At 33.8% G+C, this 26,121-nt stretch carries 21 protein-coding genes and 1 pseudogene; 17 read left to right on the forward strand and 5 right to left on the reverse strand.

The window, feature by feature from the left end:
• Positions 1-43: 43 nt before the first annotated feature.
• The gene (locus AC3B7A_RS08750) at positions 44-1,579 is read left to right on the forward strand and encodes a gluconokinase (RefSeq protein WP_489755716.1); all 1,536 of its coding nucleotides are present in this window, start codon (positions 44-46) and stop codon (positions 1,577-1,579) included.
• On the opposite strand, the gene AC3B7A_RS08755 is transcribed toward AC3B7A_RS08750, so the two are convergent.
• A complete protein-coding gene (locus AC3B7A_RS08755; RefSeq protein ID WP_489755717.1) occupies positions 1,576-2,691 on the reverse strand; it encodes an acyltransferase family protein in 1,116 nt (371 codons plus the stop codon). The two genes, AC3B7A_RS08750 and AC3B7A_RS08755, sit on opposite strands and share 4 nt — an antisense overlap.
• Positions 2,692-3,192: 501 nt before the next feature.
• On the opposite strand from AC3B7A_RS08755, the gene AC3B7A_RS08760 reads away from it, so the two are divergent.
• From AC3B7A_RS08760 to AC3B7A_RS08775, 4 genes are all read left to right on the forward strand, one after another.
• Positions 3,193-3,879 (forward strand): response regulator transcription factor, encoded by a 687-nt coding sequence (locus tag AC3B7A_RS08760; RefSeq protein WP_489755718.1) that lies wholly within the window; start codon positions 3,193-3,195, stop codon positions 3,877-3,879.
• On the forward strand, positions 3,872-4,873 hold the full coding sequence (locus AC3B7A_RS08765) for a sensor histidine kinase (protein WP_489755719.1): 1,002 nt from the start codon (positions 3,872-3,874) through the stop codon (positions 4,871-4,873). The genes AC3B7A_RS08760 and AC3B7A_RS08765 overlap by 8 nt, the downstream gene beginning before the upstream one ends.
• Before the next feature lie 82 nt (positions 4,874-4,955).
• Complete coding sequence (locus AC3B7A_RS08770; protein WP_489755720.1) at positions 4,956-5,714, forward strand: ABC transporter ATP-binding protein; 759 nt, start codon at positions 4,956-4,958, stop codon at positions 5,712-5,714.
• A complete protein-coding gene (locus tag AC3B7A_RS08775) occupies positions 5,711-7,651 on the forward strand; it encodes an ABC transporter permease (protein ID WP_489755721.1) in 1,941 nt (646 codons plus the stop codon). The genes AC3B7A_RS08770 and AC3B7A_RS08775 overlap by 4 nt, the downstream gene beginning before the upstream one ends.
• 12 nt (positions 7,652-7,663) lie before the next feature.
• Here AC3B7A_RS08775 and AC3B7A_RS08780 read toward each other — a convergent pair whose 3' ends face one another.
• Both AC3B7A_RS08780 and AC3B7A_RS08785 read right to left on the reverse strand, forming a co-directional pair.
• On the reverse strand, positions 7,664-8,683 hold the full coding sequence (locus AC3B7A_RS08780) for a LacI family DNA-binding transcriptional regulator (protein WP_489755722.1): 1,020 nt from the start codon (positions 8,681-8,683) through the stop codon (positions 7,664-7,666).
• A gap of 74 nt (positions 8,684-8,757) precedes the next feature.
• On the reverse strand, positions 8,758-9,000 hold the full coding sequence (locus AC3B7A_RS08785) for an RpiB/LacA/LacB family sugar-phosphate isomerase (protein ID WP_489755723.1): 243 nt from the start codon (positions 8,998-9,000) through the stop codon (positions 8,758-8,760).
• On the opposite strand from AC3B7A_RS08785, the gene AC3B7A_RS08790 reads away from it, so the two are divergent.
• From AC3B7A_RS08790 to AC3B7A_RS08845, 12 genes and pseudogenes are all read left to right on the forward strand, one after another.
• A complete protein-coding gene (locus tag AC3B7A_RS08790; RefSeq protein ID WP_489755724.1) occupies positions 8,993-9,529 on the forward strand; it encodes a DeoR/GlpR family DNA-binding transcription regulator in 537 nt (178 codons plus the stop codon). The two genes, AC3B7A_RS08785 and AC3B7A_RS08790, sit on opposite strands and share 8 nt — an antisense overlap.
• Before the next feature lie 242 nt (positions 9,530-9,771).
• Complete coding sequence (locus tag AC3B7A_RS08795) at positions 9,772-9,912, forward strand: hypothetical protein (RefSeq protein WP_489755725.1); 141 nt, start codon at positions 9,772-9,774, stop codon at positions 9,910-9,912.
• A gap of 103 nt (positions 9,913-10,015) precedes the next feature.
• Positions 10,016-10,315, forward strand: coding sequence for an MTH1187 family thiamine-binding protein (locus tag AC3B7A_RS08800; RefSeq protein ID WP_489755726.1), 300 nt, complete (start codon positions 10,016-10,018; stop codon positions 10,313-10,315).
• A gap of 630 nt (positions 10,316-10,945) precedes the next feature.
• A pseudogene (locus AC3B7A_RS08805) lies at positions 10,946-13,062 on the forward strand (DNA methyltransferase).
• A 2-nt stretch (positions 13,063-13,064) separates the two neighbouring features.
• Positions 13,065-15,794 carry a DEAD/DEAH box helicase family protein gene (locus AC3B7A_RS08810; protein WP_489755727.1) on the forward strand — a complete coding sequence of 910 codons (2,730 nt, stop codon included), beginning with the start codon at positions 13,065-13,067 and terminating at the stop codon, positions 15,792-15,794.
• 272 nt (positions 15,795-16,066) lie between these two features.
• A complete protein-coding gene (locus tag AC3B7A_RS08815) occupies positions 16,067-16,348 on the forward strand; it encodes a type II toxin-antitoxin system Phd/YefM family antitoxin (protein WP_489755728.1) in 282 nt (93 codons plus the stop codon).
• Positions 16,349-16,353: 5 nt separating this feature from the next.
• Complete coding sequence (locus AC3B7A_RS08820) at positions 16,354-16,701, forward strand: type II toxin-antitoxin system YafQ family toxin (RefSeq protein WP_489755729.1); 348 nt, start codon at positions 16,354-16,356, stop codon at positions 16,699-16,701.
• Between the two features lie 278 nt (positions 16,702-16,979).
• Complete coding sequence (locus AC3B7A_RS08825) at positions 16,980-17,729, forward strand: Fic family protein (RefSeq protein WP_489755730.1); 750 nt, start codon at positions 16,980-16,982, stop codon at positions 17,727-17,729.
• 414 nt (positions 17,730-18,143) lie between these two features.
• On the forward strand, positions 18,144-18,404 hold the full coding sequence (locus AC3B7A_RS08830; protein WP_489755731.1) for a hypothetical protein: 261 nt from the start codon (positions 18,144-18,146) through the stop codon (positions 18,402-18,404).
• Between the two features lie 77 nt (positions 18,405-18,481).
• Positions 18,482-18,865 (forward strand): hypothetical protein, encoded by a 384-nt coding sequence (locus AC3B7A_RS08835; protein ID WP_489755732.1) that lies wholly within the window; start codon positions 18,482-18,484, stop codon positions 18,863-18,865.
• 215 nt (positions 18,866-19,080) lie between these two features.
• On the forward strand, positions 19,081-19,752 hold the full coding sequence (locus tag AC3B7A_RS08840; RefSeq protein ID WP_489755733.1) for an MBL fold metallo-hydrolase: 672 nt from the start codon (positions 19,081-19,083) through the stop codon (positions 19,750-19,752).
• A 116-nt stretch (positions 19,753-19,868) separates the two neighbouring features.
• A complete protein-coding gene (locus tag AC3B7A_RS08845) occupies positions 19,869-20,720 on the forward strand; it encodes an HAD family hydrolase (RefSeq protein ID WP_489755734.1) in 852 nt (283 codons plus the stop codon).
• Positions 20,721-21,625: 905 nt separating this feature from the next.
• Here AC3B7A_RS08845 and AC3B7A_RS08850 read toward each other — a convergent pair.
• Positions 21,626-24,235: a glycosyl hydrolase gene (locus AC3B7A_RS08850; protein ID WP_489755735.1), complete on the reverse strand. Its 2,610-nt coding sequence runs from the start codon at positions 24,233-24,235 to the stop codon at positions 21,626-21,628.
• A gap of 9 nt (positions 24,236-24,244) precedes the next feature.
• A complete protein-coding gene (locus AC3B7A_RS08855; protein ID WP_489755736.1) occupies positions 24,245-26,107 on the reverse strand; it encodes a beta-glucoside-specific PTS transporter subunit IIABC in 1,863 nt (620 codons plus the stop codon).
• Positions 26,108-26,121: the final 14 nt, after the last annotated feature.

The following is a 26,121-nucleotide window of genomic DNA, read 5'->3' on the forward strand; positions in this document are numbered from 1 at the left end:
AAAAAAGATTTAGCTGTTCCAACAAATAAAAGGAGACAAAAGAATGGTTTATGTAATTGGTGTTGATATTGGTACGACTAGTACCAAAGCTATTCTATATAATGAAGCTGGCAAAGTTCAGGCACAAGCTTATCAAAAATATCCGTTATATAATACGGAAGCGGGGGCAGCTGAAGAAGATCAGGAAGAAATCTTAACGGCTGTCATTCAAGTTTTACAGCGAATAGTAGCTGGACTTCATGGACAAACTAAGCTTTTGAAAGGAATTGCTTTTTCTAGTGCCAATCAAAGTTTGATTGCCTTAGATCAAAAACATCATTCACTAATGCGCATGCAAACTTGGGGTGATAGTCGTTCTAGCCAATATGCTACAAGAATTAAGCAAACTGACTTAGGAAAACTGATCTACCAAAAGACGGGAACTCCCATTCATCCGATGTCACTATTATGCAAAATATTATGGCTCAAGGATCAAAAGCCAGAAATTTACCAAAAAGCAGCTTATTATTGTGGCATTAAGGAATACGTTTTGTATCGCTTGTGCAGCGTGTGGCAAATGGATGTTTCCATCGCTAGCGGAACGGGTCTATACAATTTACAACAACAGCAATGGGATAAAGAACTTTTACAATTAACTGGTTTAAAAGTTGAACAATTGCCTCCGGTGGTGGATGCGTATACGCAATTTAAGGGTTTGAAAATGCAATTAGCTCAAAAAATTGGTTGTGCACAAGAAACCATTTTTGTTCAAGGGGCATTTGATGGAGCTTTATCCAATCTAGGAGTAGGAGCATTAGATCCAAATAAAATTGCAATTACCATTGGAACCTCTGGTGCGGTACGCGTAATGACACAACAACCGTTGCTTGAAAAACAGGGGCGATTATTTTGTTATGCTTTAGATAATAAAAATTTTGTTGTTGGCGGTCCGGTTAACAATGGTGGTGTAGTTTTTCAATGGGCACGAGATCAGTTGTTTGACGCAGAAAAATCAACAGCTAAATTGTTAGAGTTGGATGCTTATGATTTGCTGACACAAATGGCTGCTACGGTTCCTGCTGGTGCGAGTGGTTTAATCTTTCATCCCTTTTTGGGTGGTGAAAGAGCACCAATTTGGGATGCTGATGCGCGTGGATCATTTTTTGGGTTAAATCAATTACATACCAAAGCTCATTTAATTCGCGCAATTTTAGAAGGAATTATTTATAATCTAAAAACGGTCTTACTGATGGTTGAAGATTTAGTAGGGACAACAGATTCTATCATCGCTACTGGTGGCTTTGTGCGCTCCGCTTTTTGGTGTCAGTTATTAGCAGATATTGTGGGTCAGCCCATAAGTGTTCCACAAAATTTTGAATCTTCTTGTCTAGGAGCAGCTGAAATAGCATTGAAATCTTTAGGAATCATTAACGATTTAAGTGAAACTCAGCGTTTTGTTGGTCCCATGACCGACTATGTTCCTAATCCTGCTAATCAAGGCATTTATCAAGAGCTGTTTTCGATTTATACTCGTTTAACTCCGAGTTTGCAGGCTGAATATCAAGCTTTAGCAACAATTCAACAACGTTATTCAAATTAAAGATTAAAGATTTTTTTAGATAAAATTAGTTTTATTCGTGACCAAATCCAGTGTAAGCTAAAGGCCGATAAAAATGCTAAACACCAGGTTAATAGGTAAACGATAGTGATTGTTAGTGCTAGATTACTGTGATAACGCAACCACCGTCCCAGTAGTTTCCAAATGATTTGAAGCCAGCAAAGGTTTGATAAATAAGCGCGATAAGCATATTGTGCTAAAAAGTGGATGATTGGTAAAATTTTGGCTTGCTGATTTAAATGATGTAGTGCTAATGCTGCGATTAAGCTAATAACGATGACACAATATAAAGTCATAGATAATTTATAATAGGGCGCATTTTGCAACATGATTGGATAACCGTAACTAAATAATTCAAAGTTTGTCCACTGCCAAATTAAAAGCAGCAAGATTTCGAGTAATGACCAAGTTTTATGTAAAAATTTAGCAATCTGTTTTTGCCAATTCCAAGTTAAGACGCCCAAAATTGCATAGATAAAAAAACTTAAGCAAAGGCGATCTAATAAATACCAATCATGTTGGTGTGGACCATGAAAAACATTTAGCTGATAAAAAACTAGCCATCCACCATACAATACACTGCTAATAACTAATACCCAAAATGAGCGCTTCTTATTTTGCTGAGTAAATTTTTGGAGCCACCAAAAAAGTGGCATTAAGATGATAAATTGCAACATCATTGTGTTGTACCATAAATGCGGTGCGGCATTGCCGTTAATCATTTGCCACAAAAAAGTGGACAGATGATGATATGGTTTGATTTGTTGCACGTTAGGGAAGATTATCAAATAAATTAAAGTCCACCAAATACTGGGGACAAAGAGTGCGTGCCACTGTTGTTTCAAATACGTCGGATATTGGTACCAAATTTGCGATGGTGTATTTTTGACAGTCGAAAAAATAATACCAAAAATGAAAGCTGGTGCCGTGAATTTAATTAAATTATAAGTGCTGCCAATGCCAATTTGTTGCGGATTGGTACAGTAAGTTTGTAAGACTTGTGCCAAAATTGACTGCAGCATGACTGCTGTACAGGCAAAAGTTTTCAAGTAATCACCAATATCAGTATCGGTGGAAGTAGTCTGAGTCATCATTATTCCTTCTATATTAAATTGCTAAATTAAAACATCAAAAAACCGTACTACAATTATTATAGAGTTTTTTATTTAGGAAGTAATAGCCTTTAATTAAACACTTTGCTTAGTTGGATGAATTAGCATCTCACTAATGGTAACGTGTTCGGGTGGGTAAATCATATATTTAACTGCTTGAGTAATATCGTCAGGACTGAGTGATAAAACTTTTATTTGTTCTTATTTTTCAACCAATAAATAAACGTTTGCGTGATTCAACTTACAATTAAGGGAGCAATAACGTTTAAGAAGATCATTGGAATCATGATAGCCCCCTCTCGGGGTGAGTTACCGGATAAAATTATATCTATAAGATTTCATATCTTAGTGAAATTCAAAAAAATCTTGCAGAAAAATTTCTAAGAAAGATATTTGTTAATCTGGAGTTAATTTTAGTCAACTTATGGTAAATTAGAGCTAGCTGTAACGTTAATGCATAAATTTGGGGGAGAGGCAGTCCAGATGCAAACAATTATGATGATTGATGATGACAGTACTTTGTTGCAAACCGTAATAAAAAACTTCGCTAAGTGGTCGTTGAAAGTAGTTGGCGCTTCAGATTTTCAAAAGATTATCGAAGAATTTAAACAATTAAAGCCAGATTTGGTTATTATGGATATTAATTTGCCATATTTTGATGGTTTCTATTGGGCGCAACAGTTACGTCAAATCTCGACAGTACCATTGTTATTTTTGTCAGCTATTGATCAAGAAACCAGTATGTTGCGAGCACTAGCTGAAGGTGGAGATGATTATGTTACTAAGCCTTTTACGATTAGCCTTTTACTTGCTAAAGTTCAAGCGATGTTACGTCGATTACAGACTTATGATCAACAAGTTCAAAGTGGTCAATTACAGTTTGGACCTTATACCCTGTACACTTTAGGAAATGAAGTAGTTTTTAACCAGCAACGTGTTAGTTTGTCACCGACTGAAGGTAATATTTTACAATTGTTATTTTTAAATGTTAATCAAGTAATTTCTACGCAACACTTTTTGGAGACTTTTTGGCAGGGTGGACTATTTTTGGATGAGCAAGCTTTGCGAGTTAATTTTAGCCGCTTGCGACGTAAACTGAAACCAATTGACTTGCAACAATATATTGTGACTGAACCTGGTAGTGGCTATCGGTTGTGTACTTATGGATAAAAAAGAAATGTGGCTCTTGATTAAACCGGCCTTGCTAAGCTTACTGAGTTATTGTGGCTTGTTAATTTTACTAAGTATTTTATTTGTTTTGTATCATTTACCGATAATTATTTTGGGTGATTTTATTCGCTTTAGTTTACTACTTGTATTGGTTTATTGCGGTTTGAAAATTTATTATCAGTGGCGTAGGGGTCAAAAGTTGCAGCAAACAGTTTTTTCCCAGCCAGAATTGTTTCGTGATTTATCGGTTAGTAATTGGGAAAACTATCTTTTATTGCACAAATTACAAACTTTGCAGCAGCAAGTAAAGTCTGACCAAAAGGTGCAAAAGCAAAAGGCTCAGTCTCAACAAGATTATCTAACGCATTGGGCTCATGAAATTAAAGTTCCAGTTACAGATCTGTTATTAATGAGTGAGATTATCGAGCAGCTGAATACTGCCGTAGTTCGAACGCAAACTAAGTTGATTCAGCAACAATTAGATTCGATGTTAGATTATGATCGTTTTTTAAATTTAACACATGATTTACATTTTAGTTGGATTTTTTTGACACAAGTTATAGAAGCTGTTTTGCAAAAATTTGCGCCGCTTTTTATTCAACGCCAAATTTTTCCACGGATTAAAGTTCCAACGGTTCAGGTTTTGACAGATGCTAAATGGCTGCAAGTAATATTGGAACAAGTAATTTTTAATGCTTGGAAGTATTCGGACAATCAAAGTGAAATTAGGTTGGTTTGGGAACACAATTGCTTAAAGGTTATTGATTCAGGTATTGGAATTGTGGCTAGTGACTTGCCACGCGTATTTGAAGCGGGATTTACTGGAGTTAATGGCCGGAATAATCCTAATGCAACAGGAATGGGGTTATATTTGGCACAACAAATTAGTCAAAAGTTTCACGATCAGTTAACGATATCGTCCAAATATCAGCAAGGAACGACAGTTAGTCTGATTTTCCCATTAGATCAAGTTAAAGAGGTTGCTAAACTGTAACTTAACGGCGGAGATTGTAACTTGTTGTTAAAGTGAAAGCTTTTTAAAATAAACTTATCGAATAACTTAGGGAGGGTAAACGATGAGTTTATTACAATTACAGCATGTGCAAAAGAAGTTTACACAACCGCATCAAGTTGAAGTACAAGCTTTGAAAGATATTTCTTTGACAGTTGAATCGGGAGAATATGTAGCGATAATGGGTGAGTCTGGATCTGGTAAATCAACGCTTTTAAATTTGATTGCTACTTTAGATAAGCCAACTAGTGGTTTAATTCAATTAAATGAGCAAAATTTAGCTCAACTAACAGAAAATCAAGCCGCTTTATATCGTAGACAACATTTAGGCTTTGTTTTTCAAAAGTTTAATCTGCTTAATACGTTTAATAATCAAGACAATATTTTATTACCGTTGGTACTAGCTAAAACTGATCCTAAAATTATACAACAGCGTTTACAACCACTGGCTAAGGCTTTACAAATTAATGATTTATTGCAGCGTTATCCCTACGAAATATCTGGTGGGCAGCAACAACGAGTGGCAGCAGCCAGGGCTTTAATCACGCAACCACAATTAATTTTAGCTGATGAACCTACAGGTGCCTTAGACTCACATAATTCTGAATTATTGTTGGATTTATTTGAACAAGTTAACGCTAAAGGACAAACTATTTTAATGGTGACGCACAGTGCTTTGGCTGCCAGTCATTCCAAACGCGTTTTATTTATTAAAGACGGTTTGATTTTTCATGAACTTTTTCGCGGTAGTCAAACAGCTAGTCAATATTTACAACAAATCACTGCAAGTACCACCTTACTAGTTGGAGGTGAACAACAATGATTCACTTTAAATTAGCTTGGCATGCATTAACGCACCACCGTGAACAATACGGACCGTTTATCTTGGCTAGTATTACTTTGGTTGTCGTCAATTACATTTTTTGGAATACCTGTTTTAATACTAGTTTGAACAAGTTGGCATTAGGCCAACAGACCCATTTGTTAATGATCTTGGGTACTGTTTTTGTTACTTTATTAACTATATTTTTAATGATTTATGTTAATCGTTTTTTGATTAAACAACAGGTTCATGAGTTAGCATTATATAAAATGTTAGGTCTAGCTACCAAAGATTTGAATTTAATTCTAACCATCGAAATCTTCTTTTTATTAATTGTTAGTTTAGTAGGTGGTTTAGTTAGTGGCTTAGTGTTTAATAAGTTATTTTTCTTAATTTTATGTAGTCTGCTCCAAACCAAAGCGATTATTGAACAATTTTCGCAAACTGGTTTGTTAGCCGTTATTGTCATTTTTAGTTTGCTATTTTTGTGGTTATTACTCAGTGACTTTTGGCAAATTCGTAAATTACAACCAGTAGTTTTGTGGCAACAAACTAATCAGGTTGAAACTAAGCCTAAAAGCAATGGCTTATTAGGTAGCTTAGGTGTGTTGCTCTTAGTGGTGGGTTACTATCTAGCTGTTAAAACAAAACCTACGGCTGTTGCATTTTCCCAATTTTTATTGGCAGTAGTATTGGTTGTTGTGGGAATTTACTTGGTCTTTTTAGTTTCCAGCATTTGGTTATTAAATTTTTTACAGCAACGACCACATTTTTATTATCAACCTAAGCACTTTATTGCATTGTCTGGATTATTATATCGAATGAAACAAAACGCGTTAAGCTTGGCATCTATCTGTTTGTTGTGTAGTGCTATTCTAGTTAGTTTAGTTGGCAGTACAGGACTTTATTTGGGCAAGGAAAAAATGATTAGTACGTATAATCCCGCCGATTTAATGATGGTTCAACAGCATCCTTTTTCGCACCAACAGCAGCGGATGTTGCGTCAGGCGGCTAATCAAAATCAAATTAATTTGCAACAACCAGAGCAAATGCAAATGACTATTCCAATACCATCCGTGATTAAAGATGGACAATTACGTCCAATGGCTGGTGGTCTGGATCTTATTTATCAAGTCAGTACAATCAGTGTTAGTGATTATAATAGAATTCAAAAAACTGACTTGCATTTAAAAAAGCACCAAATTTTAGTATATTCGGCTGATCATTTAGCTTTAAAGCAGTCTTTGGATTTCAATCATCAACGCTATCAGGTTAAAATTATTTCGCAATTTAAGTTAGGATTTAGCTATCAGCGTTCAATTTATCGCCCCATTTTTATTATTACAGCTAATCAGCAAGTAGCACATCAAATTAATCCCCAACCTTGGTTATATGTTCAAGGACAAAATATTCAAGGAACACAAAATCAGAAATTAAAATTTGCAAGCCAGATACCGTCACTACTAAAATTGGATAGCGATAAATATTCAGCTAAAGTACAAATGGAACAATATATGAATTCGTTAGTAGGCAGCGTCTTGTTTGTTGGTGGTTTGATTAGTTTAAGTATGATTATTGTCATGGCACTACTGATTTATTATAAACAATTGTCAGAAGGTTATGCTGATCAAAAACGTTTTTTGATTATGCAAGAAGTAGGACTGAGTAAATTAGAAACTAAAAAGGCTATTCATAGTCAAATTTTATTGTTGTTTCTGTTGCCGTTAGTTGGGGCTATTATGAATTTACTTTTTGCATTACCAGCAATCAAAAACGTCTTAGTAGTGTTCTTTGTTTATAGCTTTAAATTACTTGCCATTATTTCATCGACGCTGATAGTATTAGTGGCTGCCTATTACGGAATAATCTATGGAATTACGGCAAAAGTTTATACTAATGTTGTTAATCATTTTAGTAGGAAGAATGAGACGGATTAATAATCTTACAATTTAAACAGTTCCTCGTTCAATCAATTGAACATCAACAATTTTGGTAATATCGGAATTATCTAATTTACCTTGAATTAGTTGTAATAAATAGTTGCTAGCATTTTGAGCGATGGCTGCGGTGTTTTGTTTGATCGTTGTTAATTGCGGATAACAATAACGGGCAATCGGAGCATCATCAAAGCCAATGATTTTCAAATCTTGAGGAATATTTAAGTTGAGTTCATGGGCAGCTAAGATAACTTCGGCAGCAATCGTATCACTAATGGCAAAAATGCCTAACGGTAAAGGTTGTTTTGCTATTAGTTGACGCAAAATACCGCGGATTTCAATGCCTCGTTGCTTGATTTCATTACGATTTGTCTGGATATCAATGATAGTCTGCTTGTTTTTACCAAAATTGTTCTGTAACATTTCTTTGCGATAACCTTCGATACGTGCATTATTAGAAGAAATTTTTTGATTGGATGAAGTTAACATAATAGGAATGGTGCCAGCTTGAATTAATTTTTTAGTAGCCAAATGGGCACCTTGTTCGTTATCAGAACCAACATAAATATTTTCAGTGTTTGCATTGCGGTCAATGTAAACTGTAGGCATTGAAGTGTTCAAATTGGTGTTTTTTTCCAAAGCTTGACCAGAAATCATAATCACATCATCAACTAGTTTAGCTTCTAACATTTCTAAATAGGTATCTTCGCGTTGAGAATTTTTGTTAGTGTCACAAATTACGGTAGCATAGTTATTGTTAAATAGAGTTTGTTCAATGTTTTCTACTAAGTCGGCAAAAAAAGAATTAGTTAAATCAGGAACTAAAATACCGATTGTATTGGATTTTTTCATGCGTAAGGTTTTAGCAGCGGTGTTAGTTTGGTAGTGGTATTTTTGAATAGTTTGAAGAACTTTTTGTCGAGTAGCTTCAGAAAAACGCCCGTTATTATTGATGACTCTAGATACCGTGGATACAGAAACACCGCTTAATTTAGCGATATCTCTAATTGAAACTTTGCTCTGATTTGTCATATTAAAAACTCCAAAATAAAAAAACTTTATGTTAAGTATATCAATTTACTTTAGCATAAAGTTTTTTGTTTTGATTAGTCTTGATATTTTTTAGCAGTTGAATTAACGGTTTGTTGAAAAAGTTCGTTATTTCTTTGATCTTCAACGCTTAACTCATCAACTCTTCGTTGATGACGACCGCCTTCATATTGGGCGTCAAGCCAAGACTTAACGATCATTTTTGCTAACTCACTACCAATCACCCGCGCACCAAAAGCTAAAACATTACTGTTATTATGACGTCTTGATAATTCGGGAGAATTATCTATTGTGCGCAAGACAGCATTGAATATTGAACAAAAAACTTTAATTGCTAAATTGGCAGCACAGCAAATTTCCACTGGTGATAGTGTTTATATTGATTCTGGTTCTAATAATGCTTTATTATTGAATGAAGTAATTAATAAAGAAATAACTATTTATACGACTAATACCACGGTATTTAATATTTCAAATAAGATAGTTGCTAAAATTATTGTTTTAGGTGGCAATTATAATCCAGTCATCTCTTCATTAAGTGGTAGTTTGACTAATGCTAATTTAGAAAATTTATTTTTTGATTGCGCCTTTTTAGGTGCTAATGGAGTTGACCTAGATAAAGGAGTGACAACTCCTAATATTAATGAAGCTGAGAAAAAGCGAATTATTAGCGCACATTCTCGTAAAACCTACATACTTTGTGATAGTAGTAAATTTCATAAATTTTCAACGGTTCATGCTTTAGATTTAAAAGATATAACGTTAATTTCAGATCGAACAGATAAAACTTTGGGTAAATATACGGAATTTATAGTTCCTAAAAATTAAGAAAAATAGATAATTAGTTGGAAGATTAATATCTGGCGATTATCTGTTTTTTGGGTTCAAAATTTTTTCATCATAAAGTAAATCAGCGATCTTTATGAATAGTTCAAATTAAATAATATTGAAAAGCAATTTTTTAAATCAATTATGATTTAACTTTTTGCAAATTAGTTATATAATTAATTCTGATATTTGATTAGTTATATTTAATTGCTGCTTTAATTAAAATTAAGGAAAATAAAATAATGATGAAAAAAATTTTTGTTTATCAAAATAAAGTTGATTCTGATGGTGGACGGCATATTTACCTTACAGTTAATATACCATGGTGGGTTACTTTACCAACAGTAGCTGGTTTATTATTTTGGTGGAAAATATTAAAATGATGATGAAGTACTATACTTTGTAAGAGTCATATTTTACTTAAAAACAATTTAAGTATAAGCTAATATTGATCATGATTAATTATTTAAGAAAGTGTGAGTTAAGATGAATACTTTAGTTTCAGTAGCGATTGCACCACTTGGAGTGGGCGAACATCTCAGTAGTTATGTAGATGATATCATCGGTGTAATTGAGGATTCTGGTTTAACTTATAAGACTACGGCCATGGGAACCGAAATTGAAGGCGAATGGTCGGAAGTGATGGCGACTGTCCAAAAAGCAGTACAAACTTTAACTGATAAGAATATTAGGGCTTATGTTTCTTTAAATGCGGATATTCGCACAGGCCATACGGATGCGATCGAAACTAAATTACAAAAAATCCATCATAAATTGGAAGGTTAAATTTTAAGTTTAAATGGATCAGTATTATTATTTGAACAAAACATGAAAATTAGTAATTAGTGTTAGTTTTGTATGTTGGGGGGGTAATAACAACTGATTGATACGCCATAAATTTTAATTTCTCCTTGTCTTTTATTTTTATTCGTGCTATATTATCTGTGTTGGGTAGCTCCCAACTCTAAATCTCATTGATCTAACAACTATAGTTTAAAATCAAACAATGCATTCTTGAATGCAAAGTTTCAACACTTATCCCTAACCCTATGGCTGGGATTTTTTTATTGCTTGATTTTTTAGAAATTATTGATCGCGCTTACATAAGCTTATTTTACTACTAAAATTAAAGTAGAATATTAAATAATTAAAAATAGTATGAATAATTTATAGTTGATAAATATTTTATCGGCGCTCTTTTGATTTTTATTTTATTAAGGAATCAAGTGAAATTTCAAGAATCTAATGATATTTTAGTAATTGATAAGATATTTAGTCTTAATTGGAATTTGATTTGGCTCACATTAACGATTTAGGACATAAGTAACTAACTATTTTGTGTTCAATTGAAAAATGTAATGGATCTTTAGTATATAATGTTACAATTTATAATAACAATGTAAGGAGATGCATAAAATGGCAAAAATTGAACCAAAAATTTTTGATGAGTTAAAGGCAGCGCTTGCTTCATTTGGTGATAAGTATTTCTTTGGCGATGAGTTAAATCGATCCAAGGTTGCAGATGACTTGAGAAGTTATGATGAAGACTTATTGGGTAAGTTATTGGAAGTTGATTATATTAAGCAACATTTTATCAAGGAAATTTCAGGGCAAAAGATTTTTCAAATTGACCAACTGGAAGAAGCCATACTTTATAACGATTATTGGGATACCAGTTATACAAAATATGAAAATCGAGTCGGATTGACTTCCCAAGGAAAATTTTTACAAGATAGCCAAGATGTGGTTTTAGATTTTCCATTTAAAGATGGTGTATTAACAGCTTCTATGACGAAGGAAGATAGTGAGAATGGATATGATGATGCTTTTTTAAACGAAATTATCGAAAAGGATGAAATTGATCGGTTATTTGACAAAAAAATCTTGACAAATGTGAAGAGATACGGATCCACTGAGAGCAGAGCAGAGCAGAGCAGAGCAGAGCAGAGCAGAGCAGAGCAGAGCAGAGCAGAGCAGAGCAGATTGTAGATAATGAGATTGTTTCTTTTGATAAGGAGAAAGACAATCTAATTATCAAAGGCAATAATCTGTTAGCATTGCATACGTTAGTTGACAAATATGCAGGTAAAGTAAAGCTAATTTATATTGATCCACCGTATAACACTGGATCAGACTCTTTTGAATATAATGATAAGTTTAATCATTCTGCATGGTTGACGTTTATGAAAAATCGTCTAGATATAGCAAAGATATTGCTTTCTAAAAATGGAATGATTTTTATACAGACTGATGATAAAGAGCATGCCTATTTAAAAGTTTTAGCAGATACGATTTTTGGCATAAATAAATATCTTAATACAATAGTAATAAAGGCCAAAGCTTCATCTGGAGCAAGTGGTGGTGGAGAAGATAAGCGATTAAAGAAAAATGTTGAATTTATTTTGGTGTATGCCAATAATGATGCGAGAATAAAAGTTCAGAAAAAACCTTTTTTGTTAAGTGATTATATTTTGGAACGTAAGGAACAAGGTAAAAGTTTTGCTTATACACAGGTTTTGATAAATAAAGGGACATTAACAAAAATAGGAGAAACTGTTGACGGTCATAATAATGTAATTGAACTATATGACGTGCAAGGGTATGAAACAAAATCTGTTTCAAGATTAGCAAAAGAGGAAGGATTGTCAGAAGATGAAGTTTATGTTAAATATCTAGATGAGATTTATACCACAGAAAATGCACAAACTTCCATTCGTGATAGAGTTAGGTATGCTGTGAAAGATGATGGATATACTATTGCGCGTTATGTGCCAATATCGGGTAAAAATAAAGGTAAGGTGACTGATGTTGGGTTTATTGGACCAACCAAGCGTTTAGTGAGCTTTTTGAGTGAAACTAGTTACATTCAAGATGGTAGAGCTTATAAGACTGAGAAAGCTGGTACTCTTTGGGAAGATATATCTTGGAGTAGTATAAAAAAAGAAGGAGGAGTTGATTTTAATAACGGAGAAAAGCCAGAAAGATTACTTCAAAGAATTATAGATAGCGGTAGTGAAGAAGGAGATATTGTACTTGATTTCTTCATGGGATCTGGAACCACTCAAGCAGTTGCGATGAAAATGAATCGTCGTTTCATTGGCATTGAACAGATGGATTATATCAATACAGTATCAGTTCCACGTCTGCAAAAAGTCATTGCTGGCGAGCAAGGCGGTATCTCTAAAGACGTTAACTGGCAAGGCGGTGGCTCTTTTGTGTATGCCGAACTCCTGCCTAAAAATATGGGTTATTTAAAAGATATTATTAAAGCTAAAACGACAGATGAATTAAAAACAGTCTATGACCGTATGATTTCAAATGATGACGCTGATCTTTCTTTTAAGGCAGATTTAGACAAAATTGATTGGTCTGGTGCTGTTAAATTTGATGATCAAAAACGTTTATTAGTTAAACTCCTTGATAAAAATAGCTTGTACTATAATTATTCGGAAATTGATGATGCCAATGTGCGAGATCTTTTGTCTGATAGTGATTATCAGTTTAATAAGAACTTTTATGAGGCGGGGAAATAACTATGGCTAAATCTAAAAAGAATAACCCACAAGTTTTGCGTTTTCCTCTAGTTGAACAAGCAGAACAAGCACAAAACGATTTGTTGAGTCAACACCAAGGGTACACAACTCCAGAGTATATTGTTAGTAATTTAATCCATACTTTGCGACCATATCAAGAACAAGCATTTAGCAATTATCATTACACGCAAACCTATATTAATCCGAACCCACAGCATGTTCTTTTTAATATGGCAACGGGTTCAGGTAAGACAGACTTAATGGCAGCACTTATTTTATATCTCTATCAAGAAAAAAATTATCGTAATTTTTTGTTTACTGTTAATACTAATTCGGTATTGATGAAAACTAAGGATAATTTAGTCAATTCAAACAGTGAAAAATATCTATTTACAGATAAAATTGAAATTGCTGGTCACAAAATTTTGATTCAACAAGTAGACTGTTTTCCACGTATTCAGCAAGATAATACCATTTATATCAAGTTGGCTTCGGTTCAAAAAATATCCGATGATCTATTTGTTTTAAAAGAAAATACGATGGGCTTAAATGACTATCAAGTTCATTCAGTTGCCATTCTAGCCGATGAAGCACATCATTATTCGGCAAGTACTAAGTCGGAAAAACAATCGGAGAATACTTGGGAATCAGCTATTAATCAGATTTTAAACGCACGTAATGATCAGCAACAAAAAAATCTTCTGTTAGAATTTACGGCGACGGTAGACTTTGACAAGACTGCTATTTATGACAAATATCGTGATAAAGTTGTTTATCGCTATCCTTTAAGTCAATTTATGTATGATGGATTTTCTAAGCAAGTTAAACGTATTGAGACTTCAGCTAGTGATAAAGATAAAATGTTGAATGTTGTTTTGTTGTCACAATATAGAAAATATCGTGCCTATGCTACAGGAGTAACTGGAACATTTAAACCAGTTATTATGTTCAAGTCGCCTAAAGTTGCCATCTCTATGGAAGCTAATAAAGTTTTTAACGAGTTGATTAAAAATTTAAATGTTGCTGATTTAATTGATTTTATCAAGCACCAGAAAGTACTAATTGACAAAGATAGTTCAGCTTTGAATTTGGTATACGATTATTATCTGCAAAATGAAGCTAATTTAGCCCACATTATTCGGGAGATCAAACAAGACTTTGATCCACGTAATATACTGAATGCTAATGATACGAGTGGTAATATGCTGGAAAAAGGACAATATGAAGCACTTAATACTTTGGAAAGTCCCAATAATCTTTATCGAGTAGTTTTTGCAGTTGCTAAATTAACAGAAGGTTGGGACGTACTGAATCTTTATGATATTGTGCGAATTGAACAGGGAGCGTCCACTAGTAAAAATGCGACAATGGTTGAAGCTCAGTTGATTGGGCGTGGTGCCAGATATTACCCCTTTGAAATTAATGGTCAGAAAAGCTATAAACGTAGATTTGAGGGTGATGTTTCTAATAACCAATTGTTTTTAGAAACATTGCACTATCATACGATGAATGAGCCCCAATATTTAAAACAACTTGTTAGTTCGTTGCAGCAATTGGATTTGCCGACTGGCAAAGATGAAAAAAATCCACCCATTGAAATCAAGCTAAAATCTGATTTTAAGCAGACGGAAACGTATAAGACTGGGAAAATATATTACAATCAGACTGAGGACGTCCAAGATGAGTGGTTTGATTCTATTCAAAAGTACGGTATTAATCATCAAAACGATATTGTTCGCAGTTTAAATTACGGTAGTCACGAAGCTTCTTATCAAGCAGCAGCTGAATCATTTGAAAGTAAGACCATTGAAATTGAACAATTCAATGATCGTTATGTCAAAAAAGCCATTCAAAAATTGGAATTCTACCAGTTTAACAACTTGAAAAAATATTTACCCTTATTAAATTCTATGCAAGATTTTATATACGGAAAAAATTGGCTTAATGTTCAACAAATGCATCTATTTTTGACAGTACCTAAAGAGTATCAGTCTAGTGATGTTACCCAAGTTGAAATTTTAAAAGTGACGATTGACTTATTGAAAGAATATGAAATCAAATTTAAATCAGGGTATGTTAAAAAGCGAGGGACTAATAAATTCATTGGCTATCCTATTAAAGAATATTTAACTAATTACTATAAACGAGTTCCAGATTATGATACAACTAAGCTGTTAAGTGAGCCAGTTCAACAAATTGCGGTTTATGATATGAAAGATGACTTTTACGTTTACGATCGCGCAATTGTCAATAAATTAGAGTATGAATTAATTGAGCATATTAAGTCGCGAGTTAAGAAATTGAAAGAAAAATATCAACAAGCTGTTTATTTATTTCGGATGGATGAAAATATGCATCGTGAATCCATTAAAGGCGAAAAATTAAAACTTCATCAGTATGGCTCTCAAGTTAAACGTTCTGGTGAACGAGTCGATATTCATTTACAAGGATTTCAGCCAGACTTTATTTTGCTTCTCGAAAACAACGACTTTTACTTTCAAATATTTATTGAGTCCAAAGGTATGAGTAGTGATAAATTTGTTAGCGAACTATGGAAACAAGATTTGCTACTTTATATGTCCGATCATCAAGCGGAAATGGAATTTGAAGAAGATGATGTCAATGTTCGCATCATTGGCTTGAAATTCTATACTAAAGATGATGGGCAGAATACTATGGAGCAACTTGAGCAGTTAACTAAAGTTGATGATGGTTTCTCGTCTCAAGAGTAGAGTTTTGATATCAATAAAGTTTCTGAGTTGATGGTAACAATTCAATAATAATAACCTTAAAATGTTTCTAATTATGAAAGGGTCGGATTGTCATTGTGATTAATAAAAGCTAAGTTTTAAAATTATTTAGCATGAATTGAGACAAAATAGCTATAACTAGATGTAATTTCTTTTCTGAAGAAGTTTAATCTACGTTAAAGCTATTTTTTGATTTTAATTACTGATTAAAGTACAATATCAAGTACAAAATAATATATATAAGGAGAGTAATTATGACCTTAGCATTGACTCAAAGTGACTTTCGAACTAATCTCAAAAAGTATCTAGATCAAGTTAATGATGAAGATGAAACAATTTATATTGCTCGTTCTAATAGTCGAGCAGTCGCCATTGTTTCGCAAGAAAAAATGTATTGGATGGAAAAAGCATTAAAAGCTAAAGAAGATTCATTAGAGTATGCGATTGCTCGCGATCAACTTATTAAACGACATGTTTTGCCAGATGATCAGGTGGTTGAGGCTAATGATGATTATTGGAATCAATTTAAATCATGAAGGACATGAAGAAGCTGAAATTTAAACCTCGAGCCACATTTAATGCAGATTTAAAGCGTTTAGCCAGTTTGGATCCGACAATTATTGATGAAGTCTGTGCAGCCATTGACTCATTATTGGAACAGCGACAATTACCACCAAAATTTAATGATCATCAACTTGAGCGGCAGTTGGCTGGCTATCATGAATTTCATTTAAGGGATACACCTAAAGGCAATCAATCCAGTGAAATTAATGATATTTTAGTTGTTTATACGATAGATGCAAGTGATCTGGTGTTAATTGGTATTCGTATGGGCTCACATGAACTGTTATTTGCGGGTCAAAATCAGTCGCAAAAGTATCGTCGGTGAAATAGTTAGTGGGACAAAGATCTCTGAGATATAGCAACCTTTCAGTTTAAATTAATTAAATGTTTAATGAGGTTCTTAAAGTTAGAAGATTATTGGTGGTTGTACTTGGTTGAACATGAAATGTTTTTTTGCTAATTGCTTTAATCTTGTTTGAAGGATTGATTATCTTAATTTTCATCATACTAAGATGATTTAAGAAAGAGTATATGGTGTAGAAATCTTATAATCTTCACCGAAATTTATGACAAGTAATTAAAAATAAACTTGAGGTAACGACAATGTCAGAATTCACCAAGTATCCTAATCAATATCAGTTTACGTCAACAGAAAATCGGCGTTTTGCTCGCGCAAATTTTACTAAGCTCGTGCATACTAATGCGCGCTTTGAAGGAGTTAATACCACTTTGCCACAAACGCAAACGATTATGGATGGGATGAGTGTTACTGGGGTGCCAGTTGCAGATATTTTAACGATTGTTAATTTGAAGCGTGGCTGGCAATATGTAGTTAGTCAAACGCAACCATTAACACTAGACACGGAAAAAGCGATCAATAAAATTGTTGCTGCTGAAGATGCACTAGTTCCAGGTGAATTAAGACAAGGGCAAGGTGGGGTTCATTTAGGCGGTGATGAATATTTTGAGCCGCCGCTAGTTGACGAACAAGAAGAACAAGCTTTTTTACAAGAATTATTAAATTTCCAGAAAACGACGACGGATCAGGCTTTAACATTGCTGTATCACAATATGCGCCAACGGATTTTTGGGGATGGTAATAAACGTACAGCTACTTTAGCAGCCAATAAGCTAATGATTGATGGTGGAGCGGGTTTGATTAATGTTCCGTTGGATCAATGGGAGAAATGGAACGAATTATTAGCCGACTTTTACCGCACTAACGAGATGCCAGCTCTTAAGGATTGGACCTATCAACATGCAATTCAGGGGGGTAGATGTAAGAAAAGTATTGTAATTATTACAGTTGTTAAAGAAACTTCAGTTTCAGTGATAATCAAATTTCTAGTATGATTATTGAGGCTATTAGATACAATTCGAGTCTTCATATGTTAGTAACTGATTATGATAAGGATAAAGATGATAAGGGTAAAATTAAAAAAATTGTATGACAATCATTTTCCAATAAGTTTTTTACAATCAACTGTAAGTGGTAGTAAAGATATTAAATCTTTGGATTGTTATTTGGGAGAATAATTATGGGCATGATTTCTGAAGGTATCAAAGGTGGATGAAAAATATAAATTTACATTAATAAGGCCAAGGATAAATACAAAAAGTATTAGTAGATTTTTGAAAATGGTAACAAGCGCTATCATAGCTGCAAATTAATCAGCGATATATTTAAATTATTAATGCTAATGACAATTCGTAAAAATGAACGATTAATCTAATCGAACCAATAAAATATGTTTGGAGGGTTGGACGATGAAGAATTCGAATACATTTTCAGTAATAATGAGGTCGATTCTTGAACAGCTAGGAACGGTTGTAACCAATGTTTGTACTTATATGATTACTAAAACTAAAGAAAAAAATAAAAATCTGAGAGCGGATAAGGAACTAAATAATAAAAGTGAACTCTTAGAAAGAAAATTTGAAAATAATATTGTCATGGATAACCGAGAAGCTCTTCCTAAAGTTGGTAAAGAAATTATTACCGTTTTGAATGATGCACCGAACGAGTAGTATCTAATTATCCAGGGACTGCATATACTGGTAAGTATCCAGGGTTAATATTTACCAATACGCTCAGTAAGTTAGATATGGGCTTTTCAGACTCTTTGACAGACTTATTGGAAATTGATAAAAACTGGAGAATAAGTTTCAAAAAATTTGAAAATGTTACCTCTGAAAATACTATTTTTATTGAAACAAAAATTCAAGAAGAGCTACGAGAGTTTAACAAAATTTGTGAAGGTATAAAAAGCTATTTTTACGGCTATTTTGGCGAGATTGACGAAGATAGTTTTGAAGAAAGAAAAAAATTATATAAAAAGCAAATAGATAATATGGAATTTCTAAAACCTGAAGGAGTTGCTGAATTTACTTATGCAGTTTTAAAAGACTTTTCAGAGTTACAAGATCTAAAAAGAAGAATAATCACAGACCTGAATACATTTATTAAAAAATCAACTAAACTGCAGTAATTATTCTACTGTAACTTAATTGTACTAAGCTTATGGTTACATTCTAGCAGCAAATAAGCTACTGAATTAATCTTAAAAACAGACTAAACTGGTTTAAATCGTGGTTATGATGTTAGTTAAGACAAATTTAAGTTTGACAGGGCAATTAACCGCAATGGTATATAATATAAAAAGTAAGCTGTCACCAAATTCTTTGGAAATTGGAGGCTTAAAACATGGAATTTTTGACGCAAAAAAGTACCGCTTGGGGTAAAAATAATTATTTTATTATTAAAACCCAAACGGGCCAGCTGTTGGTAATTGATCCACCGGCTGATATCGAACAAAGTTATCCGCTCTTACAGCAGAATACTAGTCAAACTTTGACTATTTTTTTAACCCATCGCCATCATGATCACGTGGAAGGTTTGCCATTTTTGCAGCAACATTTTAATTGTCATCTGTATGTCTCCCAACCAGAATGGCAGCAATGGCTTAAAGAAGGACGACAGCCAACGATTGCAGTAACAACATTTGAGAATGAACAAAGTTATCAGTTTGCTGACGTACAGATTAAGTGTTTGTTAACTCCTGGGCACACGGTGGGTTCCAGTTGTTTTGTAATTAATGACCAGTATTTGTTGACGGGAGATACGTTATTTGTGGAAGGCTGTGGCTGGTGTGGAGATGATGCTCAGGCTAACGAAGATATGTTTAATTCGTTACAGCGTCTTAAAACTTTACCCCCTGACTTGTTAGTCTATCCTGGGCATACTTATCGACGCCGACCTGGTTGTAGTTTACAGTACATTAAAGGGCGTAATATTTATTTTCGCTTTAAAACTTTAGCGCAGTTTATTAACTTTCGCGAGCGGCCGAATCAAAAGCATTTGTTAAAATTTAAATAATGGTCTTAGCCCTAAGTAAGTGGAACCCTTAAACAATTAAGTAATAGATTTTTAGATTCTGATGCTTAAAAAGAGCAAGCTAGTTTTTTATATAATTAATCAAAGAGGCGAGCAGTGTGAAAGTTTTAGTAAGTGATTTAGATGGCACGTTGTTTAATGCACAGGGACAAATTTCACAATCCAACGTTGCAGCTTTACATAGGTGGTTGGAGCAGAATTTATTGGTAATTGCTTCGGGCAGATTTGTGACGAATATCAGACAAATGTTATGTCAATACCATTTGCGTGGGCCAATTATCGCATTGAATGGCGCGTTAGTGGTTGATCAAAACGATCAAGTTATTGCTAGTCATGGATTACCAATGACAGCGGCGTTAGAGAGAACCATCGCTTTGTGTGAACAGCAGCAATTAATTTATACAATTTATAATCCTCAAGGTGCTTATACGCGGCGTTATCCGGAAGCTAATACTAGTTTATGGAAGATAGCACAAGCACGTAGTGCTAGTTTGGATCCGGCTGAGGTACGTCAAGCACAGCAATTTTATAATCATGCCTTTTATCAGGTTAATCAACCAGTTGACGATGTGAATATCATGAAAACAAAACAGCAGCAGATGCTTAAATTTGAAGTTTTTAGTGAACAATCGGCGTTGTTGCAAAAAATTAGAACTATGAATCAAGAATTGAGTGTTGTCTCTTCTTCGCCACGGAATGTAGAACTGATGGCAGCAAATTGTAGTAAAGGACAAGCTTTGAAACAATTAATCCAAGAATTGTCAGTGGATTTAACTCAGTGTTATGCCATTGGTGATGGTGAAAATGATCTGGCAATGTTTCAAGTTGCTGGTCAAAGTATTGCGATGGCCAATGCTGCAGAAGCTATTAAAGAGCAGGCTAATTTTGTAACTACGGCGAACGTTGCTGACGGAGTAGCGGTGGCTATTGAACGAATTTTAAATGCATAATTAAAAAATAGCTTGTTAGCTTATTTAGCTTATAACGATAAGTTATGATAATCGTCTTCAACCAGTAGCTAATTTGCACAAGTGGTTGATTTATTTCAAACAGCATTGGCAAGGAACAACAATCAATAAGCTAACTTTTTATATTTTGATGCGTTTGACGTGCTTCATGGGTTGATCTGGGTCATCTCTATCGTTTTCCAAAAGTTTGATTAAAATTTAAAGAAATTGGTCATTTAATCAAGCTAAATAATAAAAATAAATTGTTACTTTAGCTTTTAAACTAAAAGCTAAAAGATAATTCAACGATAGATCAGTATTTGAGGATTAAAAACCAGAAATCAACAAATCAATGCCAAATTGTCTGTCTTTATTGTAGATAGTTCTGATACGGTTAAACATTGTTTTGCTAAATTTGATTGGACGCTTTCATTAATTCTACTATTAACACTAATGGAAACAGTCTTATCTTTACTTTAATAGTTTAATAACAATAGTTTAATAACTTTCCCTTAGAAAAAATATGAAACGAAAATCTGACAAAGTTAGTCAGCGATTGTTGAATAAACGATGTAGAAAAATTGAAACAGTTTTTGCTTAATGGAACCCAATGTTTGATATTGAACGTAATCGTGCCCGTTGTTTAGAAGAATTCCAAAGTAGATTGGAACTATGTTTATTTGTAGATACTTGGAGAAAAATTAACTAGCACCACGCGTTGTTGTTTGTTTTAATTTTATCGCTAGGATAATCGACGCTCTCCCTAAATTATAGATGTTCCGGGGATATTTTTCTAATTAAGTTAGATAAAATTACATCAAAAAAGACTAGCTTTGATTAATTATCAAAAGTTAGTCCAGAGTAAAAAAATGATCTATTTGTAAAAACGCGGGTCAATTTGGAGAGCTTTAAAAAAATTGATCATTGAATTTTAATTGTACGGGTCCCAATAATCCAGCTGGTGGTATTGGAATAAATTGAGAAAGATAATCTTGTTGACTAATGCCTAGATTATTAACGACTACTATATCTAATTGATTGATACCATTTTTTAAAAAATTTTCGATCTGAAAAAATTGATATGGACGATTAATTCGTTGGCCCACTAATCGCTGATTAATATATAATTCGCAAGCTTCACCAACCTTACCTAAGTCTAACATTGCAGATTTAGGTATTGAATCTAGTTTAATTTGGCTGTGATAATGCAAGTTGCCGCTAAAGTTATGTTTATTAGGCAGTGAATTAGCATTTAACAAGTGCTTTAAAGTGATTTGATCGTGAAAATGTGGATATTCCTGAGCTGTGGCAAATTCTAATTTCCAATCGGTAATTAATAATTTCTGCTGGTAATCCAATGATTGTGCTTTAGGAGGCATTTGTTGAATTTTACCGCAGATTAACACTTTAGTTTCCTGAGCTGCTAACTGTAGATGAACTTGATGATCGTTGGCTTTGGGTTGCAAGGAAAATAAATTATTATCCATTCCATCATAAATTGATAAAGGTTCATCAGTTTTAATATTTGCATCAAAAAAAAGTTGGCCACTTGGAGCTTCATTAAATAGCATGATTAATACTAAATCTTCAATTTGATAGGTGTAAGTGCGTAAAGTGGGGCAAAAACTAGTAGGTTTAAACCAACGCTCTGAAATTACTTTAGGTAGTTGATTTAGAGGAACTACTTTACCAAAATTAGCTACAAATGGACTGATTGAATCAATCCCTTGGATTAAAAAAGGTACGTGATTAACAAAAATAATATGGACGTTATTTTGTGATAAAATTTGCAGTATTTGAGCTAGTTCTTTAGTAATAGTTTGGGTTTGAGGAATGATTAGAGTGCTAAATTTCTCATCATTAATTTGAAAATTTCCCGAGCTAACGGTAGCTGTTTTTAAATAATCTAATGGGACAACTTCAGCTTCTATTTGATGTTGCATTAGTACCTTTAATGGTTGTTCGACAGGCATTGTTGAACCATCCAACCATTCACTTTCGGCATGGTATAAAACTGCGACATGACATAGATAGTGACCGTTGCTAAAGAGAGTAGCCATTCTATTTAGATAGTTAAATAATTGTGGGTAAAATCTAGTTTCTGGTTCTTTACCGTTAGAGTAAAAGTGTGGCGGACAATCAGGATCAGGAAATGGATGGGGATTAAAAGCATGTGGGACAAAGAAATTAATTCCTCTGACTAACATATGATCGGCTAAAAATTTCATTAAAGGCATTCCTTCAGCCCAACCGTAGGCACCAAAAACTTCAGCTAGTGTCTGTCCTTGCTTCTTAGAATCCAAGTGGCCTAAGGAACTACCGAGTTTAGCTAAACCGTAATGAAAAAATTCACCATTCCAGCCAGAATTTGTCATCGATTTAAATTGATAATTATCCATGCCAGGGAGGATTTGATTCAATACTACATCAACTCCAGCCATATCCTGTCCTGCTAATGCTCGGTAGTAGTGGCCATCTCCGGTTCCCAATCGCGCATGTGCTCCATTGTCTTCGATCACATGTCCAATGTATTGGACGTTATGTTCATGACACCAATCGGCTAATACTTGAGTAAAATTTTCAGAATAGAGTTTGCTGATGAGATTCATGTATTTATAGCGAATTCTTTTTTCTGAACCGTTAGCTGTGACATTAGTTAACAATGGCAGTTGAAGATAATCCTCAGCAAAAAATTCTGTTAGCATATTAGGTCGCCAAGGTAAAACCATTTCTAATTGACCAATTTGAGCATATTTACTATGGTTATTTCCTAATTGAGGTTCATCACTAAAGAAACCAGCAATTGTGTTGCCAAATAGTTTTTGATAGTGGCGATAATGGGGTTGATAAACTTCGTTAATCAAAACCTTTGTAGCATCAGCAACCAAAGGATTTAAGTAATCTTGAGTTTCAGGCGCACCACCAGAATATGTTTCCACCAATATGAAAATTCGCCATTCTCCTTGAGGAATATTCCAGTGTAATCGTTTATCAGCAACATTATTGGTTAAATCAACCATAGTATTTAGATCAATGGAATTACTACCATTTTTTTTGGCAGCGAGAACTTTAATAATATGATCGGTTGCAACAATTTTGGCCGAACTTAATGATGCTCTTGCGTTGGGATTAAGATACTTCAATAAAATAGTAGAATCAGTTAAAGGACCACAAAAGTCCAATTGTTTAATGTATAAATATAATTTACGATATTGCTGATATTTCTTTTTGATGGCTCCATTAGCATACCCTGTTGGAAAATGTGAGTCATCTAAGATCCAAACCTTCATGTTTTTATCTTTAGCAGTTTTTAAAATTAAGTCCATATCTTGCCACCATAAAGGACCAGTAAAATCGGGATGAGGTCTTGATTCGACACAAAAAGCAGTAATCCCAGAAGCAAAAATTTTGTTGATGTTATCAACTAGTATATTTGCTGGTTCATGGTGTAACCACAAAAATGGAAAAATATGATTATCTTGATGAGATGATAAAACTTGATTTAATTGATTGTCCATGTCTATCCTCTATTCTACCGATAAAACTTGATCATCGGTAGTCAATTGTTTTTGATTGTTGATAAATTTTATATTATTAAAAGTTGAAGAATCGGTTAAAATGATGACTGTTGTTGAGTCTAATTTGGCGTCCTTAATTAGTTGCCAATCAGCTGTTGCTAGAAGCTCTCCTTTTTTAACATGGCTATTTAGATGAACTTTAATTGTAAATGGTCTTCCATTCAAGTTGACAGTATCTATACCCATGTGAATCAAAATTTCAATTCCGTTATCTGCCTTTAGACCAATTGCGTGCTTCGTATCAGGAATCATAACAACTGTTCCTGAAATCGGTGCTCTAACTTCACTTGATTCGGGTATTATTCCAAAGCCTTGTCCCATTGAACCAGAAGAGAATACCCGGTCGTTTACATCTTTTAGAGAAACAAATTTCCCCTTTATAGGAGAGTAAATGGTTGTTAATTTATTATTTGTAGATGTTGTCTCTGTTGGGTCGTCTTTGTAACCCCATAAATAGGTGCAAATAAATGTAACTACGACTGTTACAATACTTGAAACAATGTATGCCCAAAAACTATTATCTATTCCTTTAGGACTAATAAACATTGGAGCAGCAAAGATGGCATTGGCACCGAAAGCATAACACTTAGCTTTCATTAAAGCCATAATTGCCCCACCAAAAGCACCTCCGATAAAGGTCATTCCAAAGACTTTTTTGTATTTTAATGAAACGCCGTAAATCGCAGGTTCTGTAACCCCTAAAAATGATGTTACCGCTGCGCTACCTGCAATTGCTTTTAAGTCTGATTTTTTGGTTTTAGCCCACACACCTAAGGTACCTGCCATTTGAGCAAAAACAGTAATAGTTAAAATGGCGTTGATTGGATCAGAGTGCAGAGTTGTTATGTTATTCATCAAAATTGGAATGAATGCGTAGTGTAATCCTAAAACCACGATCAATTGCCAGAATGCTCCCAAGATAACACCTGCTACAACTGGTGCAAGGTTATAAATTCCAATAATTCCTTTTGATAAAAGAGAGCTCAATTCAGAAATAATTGGTCCGGCAATCAAAAATGTTGGAATAATTGCTCCCAACAAGGAACAAAAAGGAACTACAATACTACGCAAGGATTCATTTATGCGTGGAGTCAAATAGTGTTCAATAACTGATTGTATCCAAACTGCAAAGATTACAGGAAAAAGAGAAGAAGTATAGTTAGCTAGTACGACTGGAATATGAAACAGAGTGAAGGTCTTATTGGCTGAGAATGCTGTGACTAGCGTTGGATAACAAAGTATTAATCCAAGTGTTGATCCTACGAACAAATTAGCTTTAAATCTTTTGGCAGCAGAAAACCCCACTAACGCTGGTAAAAAATAGAAAGTAGCATTAGCAATTGCATACAACATAATATACGTAGAGGATTTTTCATCAACCAATTTGATTGAAGTTAATAAAGCTAACAGTCCTTTTAAAATTCCAGAGACCGCAATTATGGGAATTATTGGACCTACGACAGCAACAATCATATTAATAAATCGATTAAAAAGATTACCAGCGGTTTTCTGTTTTTTAACATCATTCTCATGAGCAGGTGATATTGCGGAATTGTCAGCTAAAGATGGATATTTTTGAATGATCGCATCGTAAATATTTTTAACTTTGTTACCGATCACCACTTGATATTGTCCGCCGCTTTTGACTACAGAGATAACACCAGTTAGATTTTCAATTTTTTGATCGTCAGCTAAGTTGTTATCTTTAAGATTAAAACGAAGTCTAGTTACACAATGGATTAAAGAAATGACATTTTTTTGACCGCCGATATGCTTAATAATTGCTTCGGCTAAGTGTTCTTCATTCATCATAGATACCTCCTTAT

The sequence above is a fragment of the Bombilactobacillus sp. ESL1202 genome, from assembly GCF_058107125.1.

Coding starts and splice junctions, on each gene's coding strand:
- AC3B7A_RS08820 (WP_489755729.1), top strand. CDS start 16,354: ATGAAGAAGCTGAAATTTAAACCTCGAGCCACATTTAATGCAGATTTA.
- AC3B7A_RS08835 (WP_489755732.1), top strand. CDS start 18,482: ATGGGCTTTTCAGACTCTTTGACAGACTTATTGGAAATTGATAAAAAC.
- AC3B7A_RS08760 (WP_489755718.1), top strand. CDS start 3,193: ATGCAAACAATTATGATGATTGATGATGACAGTACTTTGTTGCAAACC.
- AC3B7A_RS08780 (WP_489755722.1), bottom strand. CDS start 8,683: ATGACAAATCAGAGCAAAGTTTCAATTAGAGATATCGCTAAATTAAGC.
- AC3B7A_RS08800 (WP_489755726.1), top strand. CDS start 10,016: ATGAATACTTTAGTTTCAGTAGCGATTGCACCACTTGGAGTGGGCGAA.
- AC3B7A_RS08815 (WP_489755728.1), top strand. CDS start 16,067: ATGACCTTAGCATTGACTCAAAGTGACTTTCGAACTAATCTCAAAAAG.
- AC3B7A_RS08775 (WP_489755721.1), top strand. CDS start 5,711: ATGATTCACTTTAAATTAGCTTGGCATGCATTAACGCACCACCGTGAA.
- AC3B7A_RS08770 (WP_489755720.1), top strand. CDS start 4,956: ATGAGTTTATTACAATTACAGCATGTGCAAAAGAAGTTTACACAACCG.
- AC3B7A_RS08795 (WP_489755725.1), top strand. CDS start 9,772: ATGATGAAAAAAATTTTTGTTTATCAAAATAAAGTTGATTCTGATGGT.
- AC3B7A_RS08830 (WP_489755731.1), top strand. CDS start 18,144: ATGAAGAATTCGAATACATTTTCAGTAATAATGAGGTCGATTCTTGAA.
- AC3B7A_RS08750 (WP_489755716.1), top strand. CDS start 44: ATGGTTTATGTAATTGGTGTTGATATTGGTACGACTAGTACCAAAGCT.
- AC3B7A_RS08855 (WP_489755736.1), bottom strand. CDS start 26,107: ATGATGAATGAAGAACACTTAGCCGAAGCAATTATTAAGCATATCGGC.
- AC3B7A_RS08755 (WP_489755717.1), bottom strand. CDS start 2,691: ATGATGACTCAGACTACTTCCACCGATACTGATATTGGTGATTACTTG.
- AC3B7A_RS08810 (WP_489755727.1), top strand. CDS start 13,065: ATGGCTAAATCTAAAAAGAATAACCCACAAGTTTTGCGTTTTCCTCTA.
- AC3B7A_RS08850 (WP_489755735.1), bottom strand. CDS start 24,235: ATGGACAATCAATTAAATCAAGTTTTATCATCTCATCAAGATAATCAT.
- AC3B7A_RS08765 (WP_489755719.1), top strand. CDS start 3,872: ATGGATAAAAAAGAAATGTGGCTCTTGATTAAACCGGCCTTGCTAAGC.
- AC3B7A_RS08825 (WP_489755730.1), top strand. CDS start 16,980: ATGTCAGAATTCACCAAGTATCCTAATCAATATCAGTTTACGTCAACA.
- AC3B7A_RS08840 (WP_489755733.1), top strand. CDS start 19,081: ATGGAATTTTTGACGCAAAAAAGTACCGCTTGGGGTAAAAATAATTAT.